This is a genomic window from Dyella tabacisoli, from assembly GCF_003350925.1.
Lineage (GTDB): Bacteria > Pseudomonadota > Gammaproteobacteria > Xanthomonadales > Rhodanobacteraceae > Dyella_C > Dyella_C tabacisoli.
In genome coordinates this window covers 70,689-87,910 of the sequence record NZ_KZ857177.1, presented here as the reverse complement: position 1 = coordinate 87,910, position 17,222 = coordinate 70,689, and the positions used below count along the sequence as shown (strand labels likewise).

Sequence of the window (17,222 nt, the reverse complement as noted above, 5' to 3'; positions counted from 1 at the left end):
ACAAAGCTTGTACGCCTTTGCCGTTGCGTTACCTCAACGCGAGCCACTTAGAGATCGCCAGCAGGCTCTAAGACGTCACGCCAACTGCCATCGCTTTCCTGAACCTGTATCGGCGGGTGCCGACGGCCGTAGGCGCGGGCGAGCCTTGAGCGCATGGCCAGCGCGGCGGATACCGCTTCGGTGCGGCTGGGGTAGGTTCCCATGCGTGCCACTTCGCCACGGACGACCCACATGGCGCTTGCGCTGTAGGGCACGAACAAACGTACAGTTTCCGGAATCATGGCGCACCTTAGAACGTCATAAGCGGAGACGGTCATGTCAAGCCAACCATAGGTCAAACAAGAACAGTCACGGCTCGAAGCAACCGCATCGCGGTGTGGTTCGGCATATTTTCACCACAGACTGTGGCAAGAGAGGGTATCGCTGGTGTCAGCTTGGCGTCATTAAAGCTACAGCTCGCGGACAACGCGAAAACCGACCCGGCCGCTGCGCACGCTGGCATCGGCGCCTTGCCGATACGCCGAGCGCACCTGATCGGGTGAACTGCCCCAGGAGCCGCCACGCACCACCCGCACCGCACAGCCTGGGTTGACCCAGGCACTGCTGCTATGGGGTGCTCGGATGTAATTGTCGTGCCAGCAGTCTTGTACCCAACTGGAGACATTGCCGTTGATGTCATACAGGCCAAACGGGTTGGCGGCAAAGCTCATGACCGGCGCCGGCCCCCAGTAACCGTCGCGATAACCGGCAAAGGCATTGCTCCAACGCCGTCCGCTTTGTGAACGATCGCCACTGCCAGTGAGGTTTTCGACCTTGCTGCTCGGAGTACCGCCGCCCCACCAGTACCGCGTCGTCGTACCGCCGCGCAGGGCGTACTCGAACTCGGCCTCGCTGGGTAGCCGGTAATGCTTGCCGGTGCGCTCGGTGAGCCAATCGGCATACGCTTTGGCATCGTTCCAGGAGATGTTGACCACCGGCAGCTTGTCGTCGGCAGGACGCCCCGCATAGTCATCCTGCCAATTCGCATTGGGGTCATCGCGTAACGCACCGCTACGCTCGTCATACACGCTGGCGCCGCCTAATTTCACCGAGTCGGGCTGATAGCCGCTCGCGCGTACGAATTCGCGAAACTGACCCACCGTGATCGCCGAACGAGCGAGCGCAAAACCTTTGTCCATCGTCACGTCCCGCTGCGGAATCTCGGTATCGCTACGGCCCTCTTCATTATCGGGCGCGCCCATTTTGAAGCTGCCGGTAGGGATCACCACCATGCCCGGAGTCTGCCCAGGCATATCCACATAATGGTCATTGAACACTTGCCCAGGCTTGTAGCTGGCGTAGAGCCGGGCATTGGTCAGGCGCACCTGAAACTCGTCGAGCCCGGCCAGCTCCGGGCTGATCGCCTGCGCCTGTCCGGCTAGCTGCTGCGCCAAGGTCAGGTTGCCGCCATCCAAAGCCGAACGTGCCTGGGCCAGTACGCCATTGGCGCGCTGATTACGGATACCTTCGACACGCGTATGCACATCATGCAATGGCAGCGATCCGGGCAGCACCGCCTCGGCATCGGCCAGCGCCTGATCGGCGCCGCTGAAGTCGTTCTGTGCCACGGCGGCCAATGCACGGTCCAGCACGGCGCGCTGAACCTGCATGACGCCCTGCTGCGCCACCGCATTGTCTGGATCAAGCTTCTGCACTTCGCGGTAAAGCTCCAGCGCATTATTGCCCTTGGGCTGATCGGCCTTGCCTTGTTGCAGCAGGCTGGCAGCCTTCGCCAACAAGGGACGCGCCTGATTCAATGTTTTCAGTTGCGCCGTAAGTGTGGTGACGTCTTCCTCGGCATGCGGCAAGGTCTTGAGCGCTGTCAGTAAATCGCTGGCCGATTCGGCATCCCCCACCGCGATGTCCTGGCCGATTTCGGCCACCAGCCGAGCGCGGACTTCATAAAGCCCCTGCGCAGCACGGCGGCTATCGGGCTTGTCCTTTAAGGCCTGCGCGTACAAAGCGGCGGCACTGCCGCTGTCACCCACCAGTTGCCCGGCGTGCAAAGCCTTGCCGGCGCGCTCCAATAAGGCCTGTATCTCAGGCGTATCGGCACTGATCTGTTCCGGCAGATGGGTGTTCTTGTGATCCAGACGCGCCGCAATGACCTCGGTCGGCGCCAGCATCAGCGGCGGCCCGGCGTCGATCTCCGATGTATTGGTCGCACTGAAGGCCGCCTTGCCGAACGCCGTCGTCGAGGCGGGGCCTAGATTCATCGCCCGACCAGGCGCAACCTGCGATGGATCGACGTGAAACACCCGCGGAAAGAAGTGATAGACCAATGCCATGCCAAGCACAGCCACACCGACAGCCCCGCCAAGAGTGCGCTGACGATGTACGGTTTCCTTGCTCGGCATGAGGTGGCTTCCTTTAAGCCTGCTATGGTGCGGCGCTTACCATAGCCGATGACAGCTCCGTGAGTGAGCCTGTTGCTCCGCTTCTGAAGGAACATAAATGCCCCCTATGACCCCGGCCGCCGACTGGATCAGCACCCGCGACGCTTTAGAGCACTGGCTTGAGGGCGTGCCCGGCGACGCCTCCATCGGCTTAGATACCGAATTCATGCGCCGCAATACGTTCTATCCACAGCTCGCCTTGCTGCAACTGGGCTGGAACGAACGCTACGCCCTGATCGACCCACTGGCCTTCGATATCGGCGATGCGTTGCGCCCGCTGGTCGGCGAAAGCGCCGCCATGACAGTGATGCACAGCGCCAGTGAAGATCTTGAAACGCTGTCGCCGCTACTACCGAACGGCCCGAAGCTGCTGTTCGATACCCAGATCGCCGCCGCCTTCGTTGGCATGGGCTTAGGCCTCAGTTACCGCGCCCTGGTCGCCGAACTGGTCGGCGTGGAATTAGACAAAGGCGAAACCCGCTCCGATTGGCTGCAGCGCCCCCTCACCGAGTCGCAGTGCATTTACGCCACGCTCGATGTCGTCCACCTGAAGCCCATTCACGAACAACTCACCGAGCGCCTGGCTCAACGTGAGCGCAGTGCATGGCATGCAGAAGACTGTGAACGCCTTAAGCAGCGCTCGTGCTTTCGCGAAGGCGACCCGCAACCACAGCGCAACTTCCGCGGTGCCGCCGAATGGCCGCTAGCCCAGCAAGCCCGTCTCCGGCGCATCCTGCTATGGCGCGATCGCACCGCTCGCACCCTCGACCGGCCACGCCCCTGGCTGATCGAAGATGCGCTGGCCATGAGCCTGGCCCTGCAGCCACCAACCACGGCGAGTGACTTGGAGCAACGCAGCCGTGGACAACGCGCCCTACGCTCACCGCAGCGCACAGAATTGTTCGAACTACTCGTGCCCCCGGTCACGGACGATGAAATAGACGCCACCACGATCATTCCCGGACACCCCCAGGGCGAGGCGAAAAAGGCCTTGGCGGCGATGAAGCCACTGATCGATACCCTTGCCGTGGAACTGGACCTGCCGCCCGGCTTGCTATGTCCACGCAAAGCACTTGAGGAATACGTAGTCACCACCGAGTGGCCGGACCTGCTCGACGGCTGGCGCCGCGGGCTCCTTTACGACCGCCTGACCAACCTGCTGCCAGGCTGACTTTCACCACCGGGCAGGTACTGGCGACAAGCAAATACCGCTGCTAGTATTTGCCGCTCGCGTGGGGCGGTAGCTCAGCTGGGAGAGCGCTGCGTTCGCAATGCAGAGGTCGGGAGTTCGATCCTCCTCCGCTCCACCAAGTCATTCAAACAAAAAGCCCCGGAAACTCTTGTTTCCGGGGCTTTTTGTTGCCCGAAGCCAAACTCCGCACTGCCCTGCCATGCTCAGGAGCAACCCTGACGCACTGGGCCAATATCAATGACCGACCTGCATCGGAAGGGGAATCTTCGACTCCCCTTCCGTCGTTACACGAAGATCACCGCTGTGCTGATCCCGGTTATTCCAACCTACCCCACGGCAGAACCACGGTATGGTTGCTCTGCCCCCAGAACGTGACAGTTCGTGCCGTAGAATCGACCGTGACTTTCCAGATATAACGGGCTCCGTCCAGCGGCCTCTGGCTAACGATACGTCCATCAGCGTTATATCCAACGAGATTCATATCGAATCGATTATCGACATAACTTAGCGGCCAAAACTGTATGTTGTCGTACGCAACGACAGGGCATGTAGTACTTTCCCCGTCCGGCCGCGGTGAATTCGGGCCCGTCATACAGGCCACCTTACTCCCGCGGGGAACCGATGTTCTGTCCTTGGCGTCGACCTGATTCACAATCGGCTCACCGGGATTTACTGCCGCAGTATTATCAACCGGCGAAGGTTTACCTTCAGCAGCGGAACTTACCGACGATATCCCCATCAGCGATACAGCCACCGCGAAGCACAAGGCGCACTGATTAGTCAGCTTGCTCATACTCACTTCTCCTTGTAGAGGGGCGAAGAGGCAATGAGTTTCGACTGCGCCCCCAAGCAGCCGAAAATGATAAAGACGTGACGCCATTGGCAAAGCGAGCGCTGATTCCTCATCTGATCGACACTTAATACCGTCAACGCTCGGATGTGCAGACAATTCGTTTAGCGTAAATATCACTTGCGACCGAAAGACACGAACAGGATCCAGGCCATTACTCGTCTATCAGGTGACGACATTTATTGACCAGATGCATAATTCATGCGCACTACATAAATAAATTATTGATATGCAGTATCACCGCCCTTATCCATAACTTGTATTAAGTGAAGAACATGTGCAGAAAACCCATTTTCCAGCAGCAAGAGACTGCGAAACGGGATCAAAATGATTATCTTGCCGAGCCAAGGCCGACTATCTTCGGCGATACTCGATCTAAAACCATCCAGTGAATGCCCGTTGTGGTCTTAGGCAAGCCGCAGCGAGGGCGCAGATACCCCCGTTAGTTACAAAGCAGCGTGGCTGGCACCCCTACCCCAAATACGGGCCAGTTCGCGTGCTTGATCGAGTTCTCAACCTGCACGGGCGCAGGTGATCGGCCCGGATGCCGCAGGCCGGCTTTGGCCGTCAGTCCACAGGGTTGACCAGCCGCTCCAACGGACGCAGTTGCTCGTCAAGCGAGCGCGTCTTTTCAGTAACAACGTCGCCCGTATGAAGTGTCGTTTTACGCTCAATCAGCATAAGGTGGCATTCCTGCTCAGCGACCGGATTATGCCGCACTCCCTTCGGCACAACGAACATTTCGCCCTCCTTGAGCTCCACCGCCCCCTCTTCCATTTCGATACGCAGATGGCCTTTGAGTATCAGAAATAATTCGTCTTCATTCTCATGGCTATGCCACGCCAGCGAACCATGAACCTTGGCGACTTTGATATAGGCATCGTCCACTTCGGCCACCACACGTGGAGACCAAAGCTCGGTGAGCGATGCGGCGACTTGTTTCGGTGAGGTGATATTCGACATGGCATCTCTTACGATTAGCGTCTGACAAAACCGGTCGTGCCGGCGGTGCATCCAGAAATGCACACGCCATATCCATGGCCACCGGCAAATAGCACAGCTACTTGGCTGGAGCCGCTGTTTGCGGCAAAGCGTAGGCAATCAACGTATCGCCCATCTTGGTGCCGAGCGAACCATGCCCGCCCGCCATGATGACCACATACTGACGCCCGCTTTGATCCGATACATAACTCATCGGCGTGGCCTGACCACCGGCAGGCAGACGCGACTCCCACAACGTTTTGCCGGTACGCACATCGTAGGCGCGCAGGTAGTAATCCAGCGATGCGCTCATAAAGGCCACGCCACCGCCAGTGATTATGGCGCCGCCAAGACTGGGTACACCCAATGGCAATGGAATCGGCAAGGGCGCGTTGTCGACCACCGTACCGTTCTTGTGCATCCATACCTTCTGCATCGTCTTCAGATCCACCGCCGCGACATAGCCCCAGGGTGGCGCCTGGCAGGGAATGCCCAGCGGGGACAACAGCGGCTGCAAATCCACGGCGAAAGGTGTGCCTGTCATCGGTTGCAGACCATGCTCAATACCCGTACCGCCCTTGGCATCGACCTGATCGCGGCGATACAGCTTGGACACGAAGGCCATGTAATTGGGGTTGCCGACCAACACTTGCCGCACCGGATCAATCGTGATGCCGCCCCAATCAAATACCCCGTAGTTACCCGGATAAACCAGCGAGCCGCGCTCCGATGGCGGGGTAAATATGCCGTCATAGCGCAACTGCTTGAACTTGATCCGGCAAACCAATTGATCGAAGGGATTGGTGCCCCACATGTCGCTCTCGCGCAACGCGCGCTCAGGCTTGAACGACAACTGCGAGAACGGCTGAGTCGCTGCGCTGTGATCGCCTTCGGCAGCCCCTTGCGGCGCCGCTTGCTCAGGTGCCGGCACAATCAGTTTGCCGTCCCGGCGATCGAGCACGTAAAGGTCGCCGCGCTTGGTCGATGCGATCAGCGCCGGCACTTTGCCCTCGGGCCGGTCCAGGTCGACCAGACTCGGCTGGCCGCCGATATCCATGTCCCATAAATCGTGGTGCACGGTTTGATAAACCCAACGCAATTTGCCGGTGGCGATATCCAGCGCGACGATCGCGCTATTGAAACGCTCACCCTCCGGGTAGCGATCACCGCCCCACATGTCCGGCGTCTGATTACCCATCGGGATATAGACCAGACCCAGCTTTTCGTCGGCGCTGGACACGCTCCACGAATTAGGCGAGTTGCGCTTGTAGGTTTGTCCCGGCTGCAGCGGCGCGGTTTCCTCGGGGTTGGCGGCATCCCAGTTCCACAATAGGCGGCCGGTATCGATGTCGTAGCCGCGAATCACTCCCGAGGGTTCGTTGGTGGAATCGTTATCGGTCACGCTGGCCGAGACGATCAACACATGCTGCGTCACCAGCGGCGGCGAGGTCGGGTTGAGAAAGCCGCGCTGAGTCATCGACATGCCTTGATACAAGCCAATCACGCCGCGCTCGCCGAAATCGGTGCATGGCTGGCCGTTATCGGCATTGATCGAGACGATGGTGGCATCGGCGGTCGGCGCAAAAATACGCCGCGGGCAACTGTCGAAATGAATCGCCTCCATCGCCACCGCGCCCTTGGGTGTCGGCTTGGGTGCCACCGCAGCCGTTGACGATGCCGGATAAATGCTGGAGTCGTAATAGGCCACGCCACGACAAATCATGTGCTGATAGGTCTTGGCGTCGCGGTTGATCTTCGGGTCATAGCGCCAAAGCTCTTTGCCCGTATCGGGATCGAGCGCAATGACGATATTGTGCGGCGTGCAGATATACAGCTTGCCATTGGCCTTGAGCGGAGTGACCTCATTGGCTATTTCAGTGGGGTCACCCGCCCCTTTCAAATCACCGGTGTGAAACGTCCAGGCCACCTGCAGTTGGGCGACGTTCGCCGGCGTAATCTGTTTCGCCGGCGCGTAACGATCGCCATAGGCGGAGCGGCCGTAAGCCACCCAGTCATTCGGAGCCACACCGGGCGCGTCGGCCGCCGTGCTTGCAGCCATGCTCGCCTCAGGCACCGCACCGGCCATGGTGTAGTAATCCGTAAAGAAGCCGACGCCCCCAACAACCACGGCAAGCACCACCGCAAGCCACAGTGGCAACGAGGCCTGGCCGTAAGAAGCCGTGCGTGCCGAGCCAATCAACAAACGCCGATGCAGCCAAGGCAGCAGCAACCACACGCCCAGCGCCAGCCATACGGCTATGCGCGGCACTAGCTGCCACCAGTCAAAACGAACCTCGAACAACGACCACACCACCGTGCCAGTCAATACCAGCGCGTAAAACCACAGCGCCGCACGACGCTGGCGCAACACCAGCCACGCCGTCGCGATCACACCCGCACCGGCGATCAGGTAATAGAACGAACCACCCAGCAGGGCCAACCAAACGCCGCCCATAGCCATAGCCAGACCAAGCAGGAAAAACAGCACGGCCGTCGTCCACAGCAAAGGGCCTGATCGCGAGGTAAGGGTCATGACGCTCTCCATCGGTCGTGGCTATCTGGTGAACCCGGATATATCACGAAGCTAGTCTATGAGAGGCACTTTGACGGCAACCCATCGGCAACACTTGGCGCCGGAGCCTGTTGTTACAGATAAATATCTGCGCGCCCTGAACCTGCAAGGCGAGAAAGAATGGTGCCCCCGATACGATTCGAACGTACGACCTTCCCCTTAGGAGGGGGACGCTCTATCCAACTGAGCTACGGGGGCCAGATTGTGGTTCTGCAAAAGGCCGGTACAAACCCGAGCCTTGCCGAAGGGGCAAGAGTATAGGTGATCGCGTCATTTGAGACAGCAGTATCCCAACCTCCTTGGCCTGCAGGAGTCTCCTGCAGGCCCCAACGTACACCCAGTCTCCCGGTCGTCCGCAATCAACCGACGTCAAGCAATCCAAGGATCGAAGCATGAATACTTATCAGTCGCTACCCATGACGCCTATTGATAGCAGCGAGGTATCGAATACGGCAGCAGTTGGAAAGATTCCACAGTTTTATGACCTCGGCGGCACCGGCCGACCTGCAATTAATACCAACAGAACCATTTTTTATGATGGCATGGCAGCGGCGACTGACGTTTATTCGTTCAGTGTGCGGCGCGACGTCAGTTATCAAGGTGGCAGTGCCGGCTTTCTCAACTCGGCCTTACTCGTTACATCCAATGTTCAATCGAGCATCAACCCATTCGAGTCCGGCCTGTTCGTCATCCAGGACAACCACAGCACCGGTGGTCAAAATTTTGCGATGGGCTCACAGGCAAACAAATACAGCACCGGCCCTGTCTGGGGCCTCGTTACGGAGACGCATGAAAAGTCCGCAAGCGCCGATCCAGCCACTGGAACGCTGGGATATGAGTTGGATATCTTTGCGAATGGAACGGATGCCCATCTTCAGCGCATAGGTATCGCAATAATGGGCAAGCTGGAGAATCCGGCAGGCCCGGGGATGACGCTAGGCATTGGCATGGCGCTCACCGGCGACAGCAGCGGCCAGGCTAATTCAAGATTTAGCCGTGGCATTTCCTTCGGCCGTATCGGAAATACGACCGCGTTTGACTACTGCATTGATACGACGAATGCGGTTTTCGATACCGGTGGCGCGGCCATTCTCCTTCAGCACGATCACAGCATCGCCTTCAACGGCAACAACACGCGCACGCTGCAATACATCCAGTCTGCCACCCGCCTCCGCTATGAGGCTCCTAACAGTCATGTTTTCGACTTCAACGATGACGGCACATTAAGCATTACTGGCGCGTATCAAATTTTTGGACAGCAGGTCATCACCTCTCGTCAAAGCGGCTGGGGCGAAAGCCTCAACCCAAACTCGGTTTCACGTGACGGTTTCGATCCAAATACAGTATCGCTGCTGAAAGTCGCGCAAACCCTCGCTGCACTTATCGCAGATCTCAAAACGCATGGCCTGATCGGCAGCTAATAGCCATCAAATGCCGCTGCGAAGGAACGCAGCGGCAAATTCGACATGATGTCTGACGAGTAGCCAGCGCCAGCACTGTGCTTGCCAACGATCCAACCTAAACGAATGGCCCTCGGCTATCGCGAACGATTCGTTGAAGATCGCCCAGGCGCGCCGACGACCTGATCTGCAAGTGACAGATCAACCCGACCATCACAATCTATTGATTTGTAAGGCCGCCACGCCTTGCGCCCCATGTTCAAGAGGGAAACACTCGATCCAACCGAGCTGTGAGGGCAGCTATGGAATTTCTGCATGGATCGCCATTTCGCCCGATCCGGTAGTAACGCACGGCCTGCTAGAATTGGCGTTTTCCCCACGGCGCCTCTGGCGCCAGGCGCAGGAGCCAAGCATGTCCCACGAAATCCTCAAGGCGCTCGGCCTTGGTAGTGAGCAGTCCGGTACCTATCTCGGCCAGGGCGAGTGGTCCAAGACCACCGATGCGGGTGCCTTGCAGCCGGTGAATCCGGCCACCGGCGAAGTGATTGCTACCGTGCATGCATCCAGCGCGGCTGACTACGAAATCATCGTCAAGCGTGCGCAGGAAGCCTTTAAAGTGTGGCGCAGCACGCCGGCACCGCAGCGCGGCGAAGCGGTTCGCTTGTGTGGCGAGGCACTGCGCAAGCACAAGGATGCCCTGGGTTCGCTGGTGGCGCTGGAGATGGGCAAGATCAAGCCCGAAGGCGACGGCGAAGTGCAGGAGATGATCGATATCGCCGACTTCGCAGTGGGCCAGAGCCGCATGCTCTATGGCTACACCATGCACTCGGAGCGTCCGGGTCATCGCATGTATGAGCAGTACCAGCCGCTGGGCCTGGTCGGCATCATCAGCGCGTTCAATTTCCCGGTGGCAGTGTGGGCATGGAATGCGTTCCTGGCCACGGTCTGTGGCGATATCTGCATTTGGAAGCCGTCGCCGAAGACCCCACTATCGGCTATCGCAAGCATGAAGGCTTGCAACGAAGCATTGCGTGCCGCGGGCTTCCCGGATCTGTTCTTTATGTTCAACGACGCCGGCACTGACTTGTCGCAGGGCTTTGTCGACGACAAGCGGATCCCGCTTATCAGCTTTACCGGCTCGACCAAGGTCGGCCGCATGGTAGGCGAGCGTGTGGCACAGCGCATGGGCCGCTCGCTGCTGGAGCTGGGTGGCAATAACGCAATCATCGTGGACGACAGCGCGGACCTGAAACTGGCGATTCCGGCCATCGTGTTCGGCGCCGTCGGCACGGCCGGCCAGCGCTGTACATCGACGCGCCGCTTGTTTGTACATGAATCGATTCACGACGAAGTGGTCGAGACCCTGGTCAAGGCTTACGCTCAGGTGGAAAGCAAGATCGGCGATCCGACCCAGGCCACCACGCTGATGGGCCCGCTCAATAGCAAAGACGCGGTAAGCGCTTATCTTGCTGCGGTCGAAAAAGCCAAAGCCAACGGTGGCAACGTGCGCACCGGCGGCAAGGCACTCTCCGACCGTCCGGGCAATTTCGTGCTGCCGACCATTGTTACCGGACTGAAGAACAGCGACGAAGTCGTGCAGACCGAAACCTTCGCGCCAATTCTCTATGTGATGCCGTTCAAGACCCTGGACGACGCGATCGAACTGCAAAACAGCGTGCCGCAGGGCCTGTCCTCGGCGATCTTTACGCAGAACCTGAAGGTGGCCGAGCAGTACCTCTCGGCAGCCGGTTCGGACTGCGGTATCGCCAACGTCAACATCGGCACCTCCGGCGCCGAGATCGGCGGCGCCTTTGGCGGTGAAAAAGAAACCGGCGGTGGTCGCGAATCGGGCTCGGATGCATGGAAGGTCTATATGCGCCGCCAGACCAACACCATCAACTATTCGAACGCGTTGCCGCTGGCGCAGGGCATCAAGTTCGACCTGTAATACCGACGGATCACCGGCTAGCCGCCGGTGATCCGTTAACTGCCAATGTGCGGCATCGGCACACGTCGGTGCCGGTTTGCGCGCGGCCAACGATTTTCGGGCTGAACTGCCATGTCTGATCTTCAATCCACCCAGCGCTTCAGCGACCGTGTCGAGGACTATGTCCGTTACCGGCCCGATTACCCGCCTGCCCTGCTCCAATGGCTACATCGCGAACACGGCGTAAGCGCTCGCTGGCAGGTCGCCGATATCGGCGCCGGCACGGGTATTTCCAGCAAGCTGTTTCTCGATGCCGGCCATCAGGTGATCGCCGTTGAGCCGAATACACCGATGCGTGCCGCTGCCGAACGTTGGCTGGCCGATTACCCTGACTTTCGTGCAATCGACGGCCGCGCCGACGCCAGCGGGCTCGACGATCACAGTGTCGATCTGATCTCAGTGGCGCAGGCCTTTCATTGGTTCGACCCCGTCGCCAGCCGATGCGAGTTTCATCGCATCCTGCGGCCGAAGGGGCTCGCGGCGATCTACTGGAACTCGCGCCGCCTGCTCGGCACGCCCTTCCTGGAAGGTTACGAAGCCCTGCTGCGCAACTACAGCAGCGATTACGCCCGCGTCGCCGAGCACTACCCTGACGAAGCACAAATGCGTGAATGGTTTGGCACAGGCTTTCGTGGCACGGCCCGTTTCGAGCATGCTCAGCGCCTGGATTTCGATGCCTTGCGCGGGCGGCTGATGTCTTCGTCGTATGCGCCGCAAGCCGGCCACATCAATCACGAACCCATGCTGCGCAGCTTGCGCGAACTATTCGATGCCTGCGCCGAGCATGACCGCATCAGCTTTGACTATGACACTTGCATCTACGTCGGCTGCGTCAACCCGGATAAGGCGATCTAACTATGTATGAATGGCTTCGCCCGTTGCTATTCGCGCTGTCTCCCGAGACAGCACATCGCGTCACCCTGTATGGGCTCGATGTCGCTCATCGCAGCCATCTGAGTCAATACATTGCCAAGCCACCAGCCGAGTTGCCGGTGACCGCGTTTGGTATCCGCTTTCCGAATCCGGTTGGCCTTGCAGCCGGGCTGGATAAAAACGCCGATCATCTCGATGCGCTCGGCGCACTGGGCTTTGGCTTTGTCGAAGTGGGTACGGTCACACCGCGCCCGCAACCGGGCAACGACAAGCCGCGCATGTTTCGCCTGCCCAACCACGAGGCCATCATCAATCGCTTTGGTTTTAACAACGATGGTGTCGATGCCTTGGTTCGCAATGTGCAGAACTCCAGCTATCGCGGCGTGCTCGGTATCAACATCGGCAAGAACAAGGACACCCCGAACGAACGCTCGGTGGACGATTATCTGTTCTGCCTTGAGCGCGTCTATGCACACGCCCACTACATCACGGTAAACATCTCTTCGCCGAACACGCAGGGCCTGCGCGACTTGCAAGAGGAGGCCACCCTGCGCCGCTTTATCGAAACCCTGCGCGAAGCTCAAGAGCGGCTCGGCTCACAGCAAGGCGCACGCAAGCCCATGCTGTTGAAGATCGCCCCTGACCTGGCCGAGACCGAGCTGGACGCCATCGCCGAGGTGCTGCTGAGTGCGCAGGTGGATGGGGTGATCTGCACCAACACCACCATCGACCGCAGCGCCGTAGCCAGCGACCCGCAAAGCAACGAAATGGGCGGTCTTTCCGGCAAGCCCTTGTTTGCACGCTCCACCGCGGTGCAGCGTGGCATGCACGTACGACTGAAGGGGCGGATAGGGATTATCGGCGTGGGCGGCATTCTCGATGGCAGCGATGCCGCCGAAAAGATCGATGCCGGCGCCTCGCTGGTGCAGCTATATTCGGGCATGGTGTATCGCGGCCCACAACTGATCGGCGAATGCGTCGACGAGATTCGTCGCCAGCGCGAGGACACTCATGCCGGCTGAACGCATTGATATGGGCGGCTATACGCTGATCGAAAACGCCTCGCTGGCAACCCGCAATACGCTGCGCGTTGCGGCGCAGGCGAAGCTGCTGGCCGAAGTCCACGATGCCAGCAGGCTGGCCGAACTGCTCGATTTCCCAGCCGTGCGTCAAAACAAGCTGCTGGTACTCGGCGAGGGCAGCAATATGCTGTTCACCGGCGACTTCGACGGCACCGTACTGGCGATGGCCACCCGCGGCGTGCATATCGAGAACGATGGCGATCACGCCCGCATCGCGGTAGCCGCCGGCGAGCGCTGGGACGACTTCGTGCGCTGGGCACTGGGCCAAGGCTTCGCCGGCCTGGAAAACCTGATTCTGATTCCCGGCACGGTTGGCGCCGCGCCGATCCAGAACATCGGCGCCTATGGCACCGAGGTCGCTGAATTTATCGAGAGTGTGGAGGCATGGGACACGGTTGAACGCCGTGTGGCTATTCTCGATCACGAAGCCTGCGCCTTTGCTTATCGCGACTCCGTATTCAAACGCGAGCCAGGCCGTTACATCGTCACCGCCGTGCGCTTTGTACTGCCGCGCATGCACGCACTGCGGCTCGACTACGCCGGCATTCGCGAAGAGTTGGCGCGAATGGGCGTGGATAAACCCGCCCCGTTCCATGTCGCTGAAGCCGTCGTGCATTTACGCACACGCAAATTGCCCGATCCTGCGGTGATCGGCAACGCCGGCAGCTTCTTCAAGAATCCGATGATCGATGCCGCGCAAGGTGAAGCGCTCAAGCGCGAACACCCGGCATTGGTCGCCTGGCCCGGTGCCGACGGCCGCTGGAAGCTCTCGGCCGCGTGGCTTATCGAAACCGCCGGCTTCAAGGGACTGCGCGAAGGCGATGCCGGTATTTCCAACCGGCACGCCTTGGTGCTGGTCAATCACGGCAAGGCCACCGGCGCCGAGTTGTGGGCGTTGGCGCAACGGGTAGTCAAAGGTGTACACGCACGCTTCGGCGTCACCCTGGAAGCCGAGCCGCTGGTCATCTGAACTATCTCGATAGCCGCTCCGTTTTATCCACCCTCGATATCAGCATTCGCCCGATACGCCGCGCCATCGACATCGGTGACGCTGGTTTCGGGCTGCCGGCCGTTGCGCTAGACCGACCGCAGCTCGGGCGCCGGCTGCCGTCGCTCTCCTGTGTCGCGCAATGAGAGATCGAGGTGATCCCGTGAAAAATATGGTTCGAATAACCGCCGTGACGTCCTGCCTGTTGGCATTCGCCATCACCGTGTATGCCGCCGACGCCCCGAAAGGCTGGCTGATGGTGCGTGACGGCGCTGCCAACACCAACGCCAACTACGCCAACGAAGACAGCGACATCAACGGTCGACTCACTGGCGTATCTGTTCTGTGCAAGAACATTGCCGACACTCCAGTAACCGTGAATGCCCTGATCGCCACTGATGCCACTCGCGTATGGGGCGCCGCGCGCAACGTTGGCGGAGTAACCACGGTCGTCAATCTGGGCGGCAAAGTCGTGATCGACCCTCAAACCAACAATCCCAATCATTGCGTTATCAATGGCCTTACCTTGTCGCAAATCAAAGGTATCTGGCATTGACCGGCGCCGTGCGCGGAGCGGCGACATGCACCGCGCACGGCCCTTCATCAGCGTGCGATGGAGGCCCGCTCCAGGTTCGGTAGCAACACCGTAATCATCCCCAGCAACGGCAAGTACGCACATAGCCCATACACGTACTCGATACCGCGGGCATCGGCGATATGACCGAGTACCGCCGCACCGATGCCGCCCATGCCGAAGGCGAAGCCGAAGAATAAACCGGAGATCATGCCTACTCGTCCGGGGATCAACTCTTGTGCGTAGACCAAGATCGCCGAAAACGCCGACGACAAGATCAGGCCGATAATCACCGTCAACACGCCGGTCCAGAACAAGTTGGCATGCGGCAGCAACAAGGTGAACGGCGCAACACCAAGAATCGATGCCCAGATCACCCACTTGCGCCCGATGCGGTCGCCTATCGGGCCACCGATCAGCGAACCGGCCGCCACCGCAAACAGAAATACAAACAAATGGGTCTGCGCATTCGGCACCGACACACCAAACTTGTGAATCAAGTAGAAGGTGTAATAACTGCTCAGACTGGCCAGGTAAAAGTATTTGGAGAAAATCAGCAAGCCGAGAATCGACACGGCGCCAATCACCTGCTGCCGAGTCAACGTATGCGGCGCCCCATGCGCGCGGCTCTTGCTACGACTTACGTGATGCTCTTTGTACCAACGACTGACGTGCAGCAGCACCACCATCGCCAACAAAGCCGCCAACGCGAACCACGCCACGCTGCCGCGCCCGTGCGGCACGATGATCCAGGCCGCCAGCAAGGGCCCTAGCGAAGCGCCGGTATTGCCGCCGACCTGAAATAGCGACTGCGCCAATCCGTGTCGTCCGCCCGAGGCCAGCCGTGCTACGCGTGAAGATTCCGGATGGAATATCGACGATCCCGTACCCACCAGCGCCGCGGCGAACAGTAGCTCGGGAAAAGTCTGTGCCGTAGCCAGCAGCAACAAGCCGCACAAGGTAAAGCCCATACCCACCGGCAGCGAGAACGGCATCGGCTTGCGGTCGGTATACATACCGACCAATGGTTGCAGGAGCGAAGCGGTCAACTGATAGGTCAGCGTAATCAAGCCGACCTGACCGAAGCTCAACGAAAAATCGCCTTTGAGAATCGGATAAATCGCCAGGATCAAGGACTGGATCATGTCGTTGAGCAAGTGCGAAAAACTGATCGCTCCGATAATGCCGAATTCGGTATCGGCCTTGGCCGATGGCGCACTCGGCGAAGCTTGAGCGGTGTCAGGTTGAATGACTTCGGGTGGAGCTATTCCGGGCAAGGACACTTCTTCGACGCGCGTTTGCATGACGGTTTGACGAGCTACCTTGAGCTAGAGGGGGCGGGGAACGGAGCCATGCCGTTGCGTCCGTGGGGATGTCACCATAAAGTGAGCGGCATCGGCCTGCTCGCATCAGTGGGTCAATAATTATCGAATTTGGGCCATATCGTGCGTAACACCCGTGTCGACCGCTACGAAGACACTCCACGTGACGTGGTGGCTACCGGCAACGAATTCCCGCCGCACTACGTGTTGCCCGGTCACTCGCATCGGCGCGGCCAGCTACTTTATGCAGCGACTGGCGTCGTTACCGTCATCACTAACGCCGGTAGCTGGGTCGTCCCACCACGGCGCGCACTGTGGATTCCCCCCGGCGTCACTCACGAAGTGCATATGAGCGGCCCGGTATCCACTCGCAGTGCCTATGTTCGGCGCGAAGCCGTCGAGGCCGCCGGCCTGCCCGCGCATTGCCAGGTCATCGCGGTTTCGCCGCTGCTGCATGAGCTATTACTGGAAGCGGTGGATCTGCCTGCCGAATACGAATTGGACGGCCGCGATGGGCGCGTGATGGCCTTGTTGCTGGACGAGATAAGACGCATGCCCACACTCGCCCTGAGTACACCATTACCGCACGACCGGCGTCTGGCCAGCCTGTGCCGCCAATTGCTCGAAACGCCGTCACTGGAAATAACCATCGACAACATGGCGACGCACGCCGGCATGAGCCGTCGTAATTTCACACGACTGTTTCGGGCACAGACGGGCATGAGCTTCATCCATTGGCGCCAGCAGGCCTGCCTGCTCGCCGCGCTGACCCGGCTGGGCAATGGCGCATCGATCACCCAGGTGGCCCTGGATCTCGGCTACGGCAACCCCAGCGCATTTACCGCTGCCTTTCGGCGCGTACTTGGCGCACCGCCCAGCCTTTATCTTGCATCTGACCACCCGGCGAGGCTGTAAACGGGGAACGGGGAACGGGGAACGGGGAACGGGGAACGGGGAACGGGGAAC

Annotated in this window: 14 protein-coding genes and 2 tRNA genes; 9 read left to right on the top strand and 7 right to left on the bottom strand. The window is 59.7% G+C overall.

Annotated elements, in window-relative coordinates:
- Positions 1-47: 47 nt before the first annotated feature.
- Positions 48-281 (bottom strand): hypothetical protein, encoded by a 234-nt coding sequence (locus DVJ77_RS12245; protein WP_114845809.1) that lies wholly within the window; start codon positions 279-281, stop codon positions 48-50.
- A 168-nt stretch (positions 282-449) separates the two neighbouring features.
- On the bottom strand, positions 450-2,396 hold the full coding sequence (locus DVJ77_RS12240; protein WP_114845808.1) for a formylglycine-generating enzyme family protein: 1,947 nt from the start codon (positions 2,394-2,396) through the stop codon (positions 450-452).
- 97 nt (positions 2,397-2,493) lie between these two features.
- Here DVJ77_RS12240 and DVJ77_RS12235 point away from each other — a divergent pair, with 97 nt between their 5' ends.
- Together DVJ77_RS12235 and DVJ77_RS12230 are read left to right on the top strand one after the other, a co-directional pair.
- Positions 2,494-3,606, top strand: a complete 1,113-nt coding sequence (locus tag DVJ77_RS12235) for a ribonuclease D (protein ID WP_114845807.1) — start codon at positions 2,494-2,496, stop codon at positions 3,604-3,606.
- Between the two features lie 63 nt (positions 3,607-3,669).
- Positions 3,670-3,745, top strand: a tRNA-Ala gene (locus DVJ77_RS12230).
- A gap of 198 nt (positions 3,746-3,943) precedes the next feature.
- On the opposite strand, the gene DVJ77_RS21120 is transcribed toward DVJ77_RS12230, so the two are convergent.
- From DVJ77_RS21120 to DVJ77_RS12215, 4 genes are all read right to left on the bottom strand, one after another.
- Positions 3,944-4,420 (bottom strand): hypothetical protein, encoded by a 477-nt coding sequence (locus tag DVJ77_RS21120; protein ID WP_162791474.1) that lies wholly within the window; start codon positions 4,418-4,420, stop codon positions 3,944-3,946.
- 624 nt (positions 4,421-5,044) lie between these two features.
- On the bottom strand, positions 5,045-5,440 hold the full coding sequence (locus DVJ77_RS12225) for a cupin domain-containing protein (protein WP_114845806.1): 396 nt from the start codon (positions 5,438-5,440) through the stop codon (positions 5,045-5,047).
- Positions 5,441-5,537: 97 nt separating this feature from the next.
- Positions 5,538-7,991, bottom strand: coding sequence for a glucose/quinate/shikimate family membrane-bound PQQ-dependent dehydrogenase (locus tag DVJ77_RS12220; RefSeq protein ID WP_114845805.1), 2,454 nt, complete (start codon positions 7,989-7,991; stop codon positions 5,538-5,540).
- Between the two features lie 160 nt (positions 7,992-8,151).
- Positions 8,152-8,228: transfer RNA gene (locus DVJ77_RS12215), tRNA-Arg, on the bottom strand.
- A gap of 194 nt (positions 8,229-8,422) precedes the next feature.
- On the opposite strand from DVJ77_RS12215, the gene DVJ77_RS12210 reads away from it, so the two are divergent.
- From DVJ77_RS12210 to DVJ77_RS12185, 6 genes are all read left to right on the top strand, one after another.
- Complete coding sequence (locus tag DVJ77_RS12210) at positions 8,423-9,451, top strand: hypothetical protein (RefSeq protein WP_114845804.1); 1,029 nt, start codon at positions 8,423-8,425, stop codon at positions 9,449-9,451.
- A 391-nt stretch (positions 9,452-9,842) separates the two neighbouring features.
- Entirely contained in the window at positions 9,843-11,378 is a 1,536-nt protein-coding gene (gene amaB / locus DVJ77_RS12205) for an L-piperidine-6-carboxylate dehydrogenase (protein WP_114845803.1), read from the top strand.
- A gap of 111 nt (positions 11,379-11,489) precedes the next feature.
- Positions 11,490-12,272 (top strand): class I SAM-dependent methyltransferase, encoded by a 783-nt coding sequence (locus DVJ77_RS12200; protein ID WP_114845802.1) that lies wholly within the window; start codon positions 11,490-11,492, stop codon positions 12,270-12,272.
- A 2-nt stretch (positions 12,273-12,274) separates the two neighbouring features.
- Positions 12,275-13,312, top strand: coding sequence for a quinone-dependent dihydroorotate dehydrogenase (locus tag DVJ77_RS12195; protein WP_114845801.1), 1,038 nt, complete (start codon positions 12,275-12,277; stop codon positions 13,310-13,312).
- A gap of 10 nt (positions 13,313-13,322) precedes the next feature.
- Positions 13,323-14,342 carry a UDP-N-acetylmuramate dehydrogenase gene (gene murB / locus DVJ77_RS12190; protein ID WP_114846093.1) on the top strand — a complete coding sequence of 340 codons (1,020 nt, stop codon included), beginning with the start codon at positions 13,323-13,325 and terminating at the stop codon, positions 14,340-14,342.
- Positions 14,343-14,523: 181 nt separating this feature from the next.
- Positions 14,524-14,916 (top strand): hypothetical protein, encoded by a 393-nt coding sequence (locus DVJ77_RS12185; RefSeq protein ID WP_162791473.1) that lies wholly within the window; start codon positions 14,524-14,526, stop codon positions 14,914-14,916.
- Positions 14,917-14,963: 47 nt separating this feature from the next.
- Here DVJ77_RS12185 and DVJ77_RS12180 read toward each other — a convergent pair whose 3' ends face one another.
- On the bottom strand, positions 14,964-16,238 hold the full coding sequence (locus tag DVJ77_RS12180) for an MFS transporter (RefSeq protein ID WP_114845799.1): 1,275 nt from the start codon (positions 16,236-16,238) through the stop codon (positions 14,964-14,966).
- 141 nt (positions 16,239-16,379) lie between these two features.
- Here DVJ77_RS12180 and DVJ77_RS12175 point away from each other — a divergent pair, with 141 nt between their 5' ends.
- A complete protein-coding gene (locus tag DVJ77_RS12175; RefSeq protein ID WP_114846092.1) occupies positions 16,380-17,171 on the top strand; it encodes an AraC family transcriptional regulator in 792 nt (263 codons plus the stop codon).
- The last annotated feature ends 51 nt before the right edge of the window (positions 17,172-17,222 follow it).

Excerpts from the sequence above, each read along its gene's own strand:
- DVJ77_RS12200 (WP_114845802.1), top strand. The coding sequence starts at position 11,490 with ATGTCTGATCTTCAATCCACCCAGCGCTTCAGCGACCGTGTCGAGGAC.
- DVJ77_RS12225 (WP_114845806.1), bottom strand. The coding sequence starts at position 5,440 with ATGTCGAATATCACCTCACCGAAACAAGTCGCCGCATCGCTCACCGAG.
- amaB (WP_114845803.1), top strand. The coding sequence starts at position 9,843 with ATGTCCCACGAAATCCTCAAGGCGCTCGGCCTTGGTAGTGAGCAGTCC.
- DVJ77_RS12210 (WP_114845804.1), top strand. The coding sequence starts at position 8,423 with ATGAATACTTATCAGTCGCTACCCATGACGCCTATTGATAGCAGCGAG.
- murB (WP_114846093.1), top strand. The coding sequence starts at position 13,323 with ATGGGCGGCTATACGCTGATCGAAAACGCCTCGCTGGCAACCCGCAAT.
- DVJ77_RS12220 (WP_114845805.1), bottom strand. The coding sequence starts at position 7,991 with ATGACCCTTACCTCGCGATCAGGCCCTTTGCTGTGGACGACGGCCGTG.
- DVJ77_RS12180 (WP_114845799.1), bottom strand. The coding sequence starts at position 16,238 with ATGCAAACGCGCGTCGAAGAAGTGTCCTTGCCCGGAATAGCTCCACCC.
- DVJ77_RS12195 (WP_114845801.1), top strand. The coding sequence starts at position 12,275 with ATGTATGAATGGCTTCGCCCGTTGCTATTCGCGCTGTCTCCCGAGACA.
- DVJ77_RS12245 (WP_114845809.1), bottom strand. The coding sequence starts at position 281 with ATGATTCCGGAAACTGTACGTTTGTTCGTGCCCTACAGCGCAAGCGCC.
- DVJ77_RS12240 (WP_114845808.1), bottom strand. The coding sequence starts at position 2,396 with ATGCCGAGCAAGGAAACCGTACATCGTCAGCGCACTCTTGGCGGGGCT.
- DVJ77_RS21120 (WP_162791474.1), bottom strand. The coding sequence starts at position 4,420 with ATGAGCAAGCTGACTAATCAGTGCGCCTTGTGCTTCGCGGTGGCTGTA.
- DVJ77_RS12235 (WP_114845807.1), top strand. The coding sequence starts at position 2,494 with ATGCCCCCTATGACCCCGGCCGCCGACTGGATCAGCACCCGCGACGCT.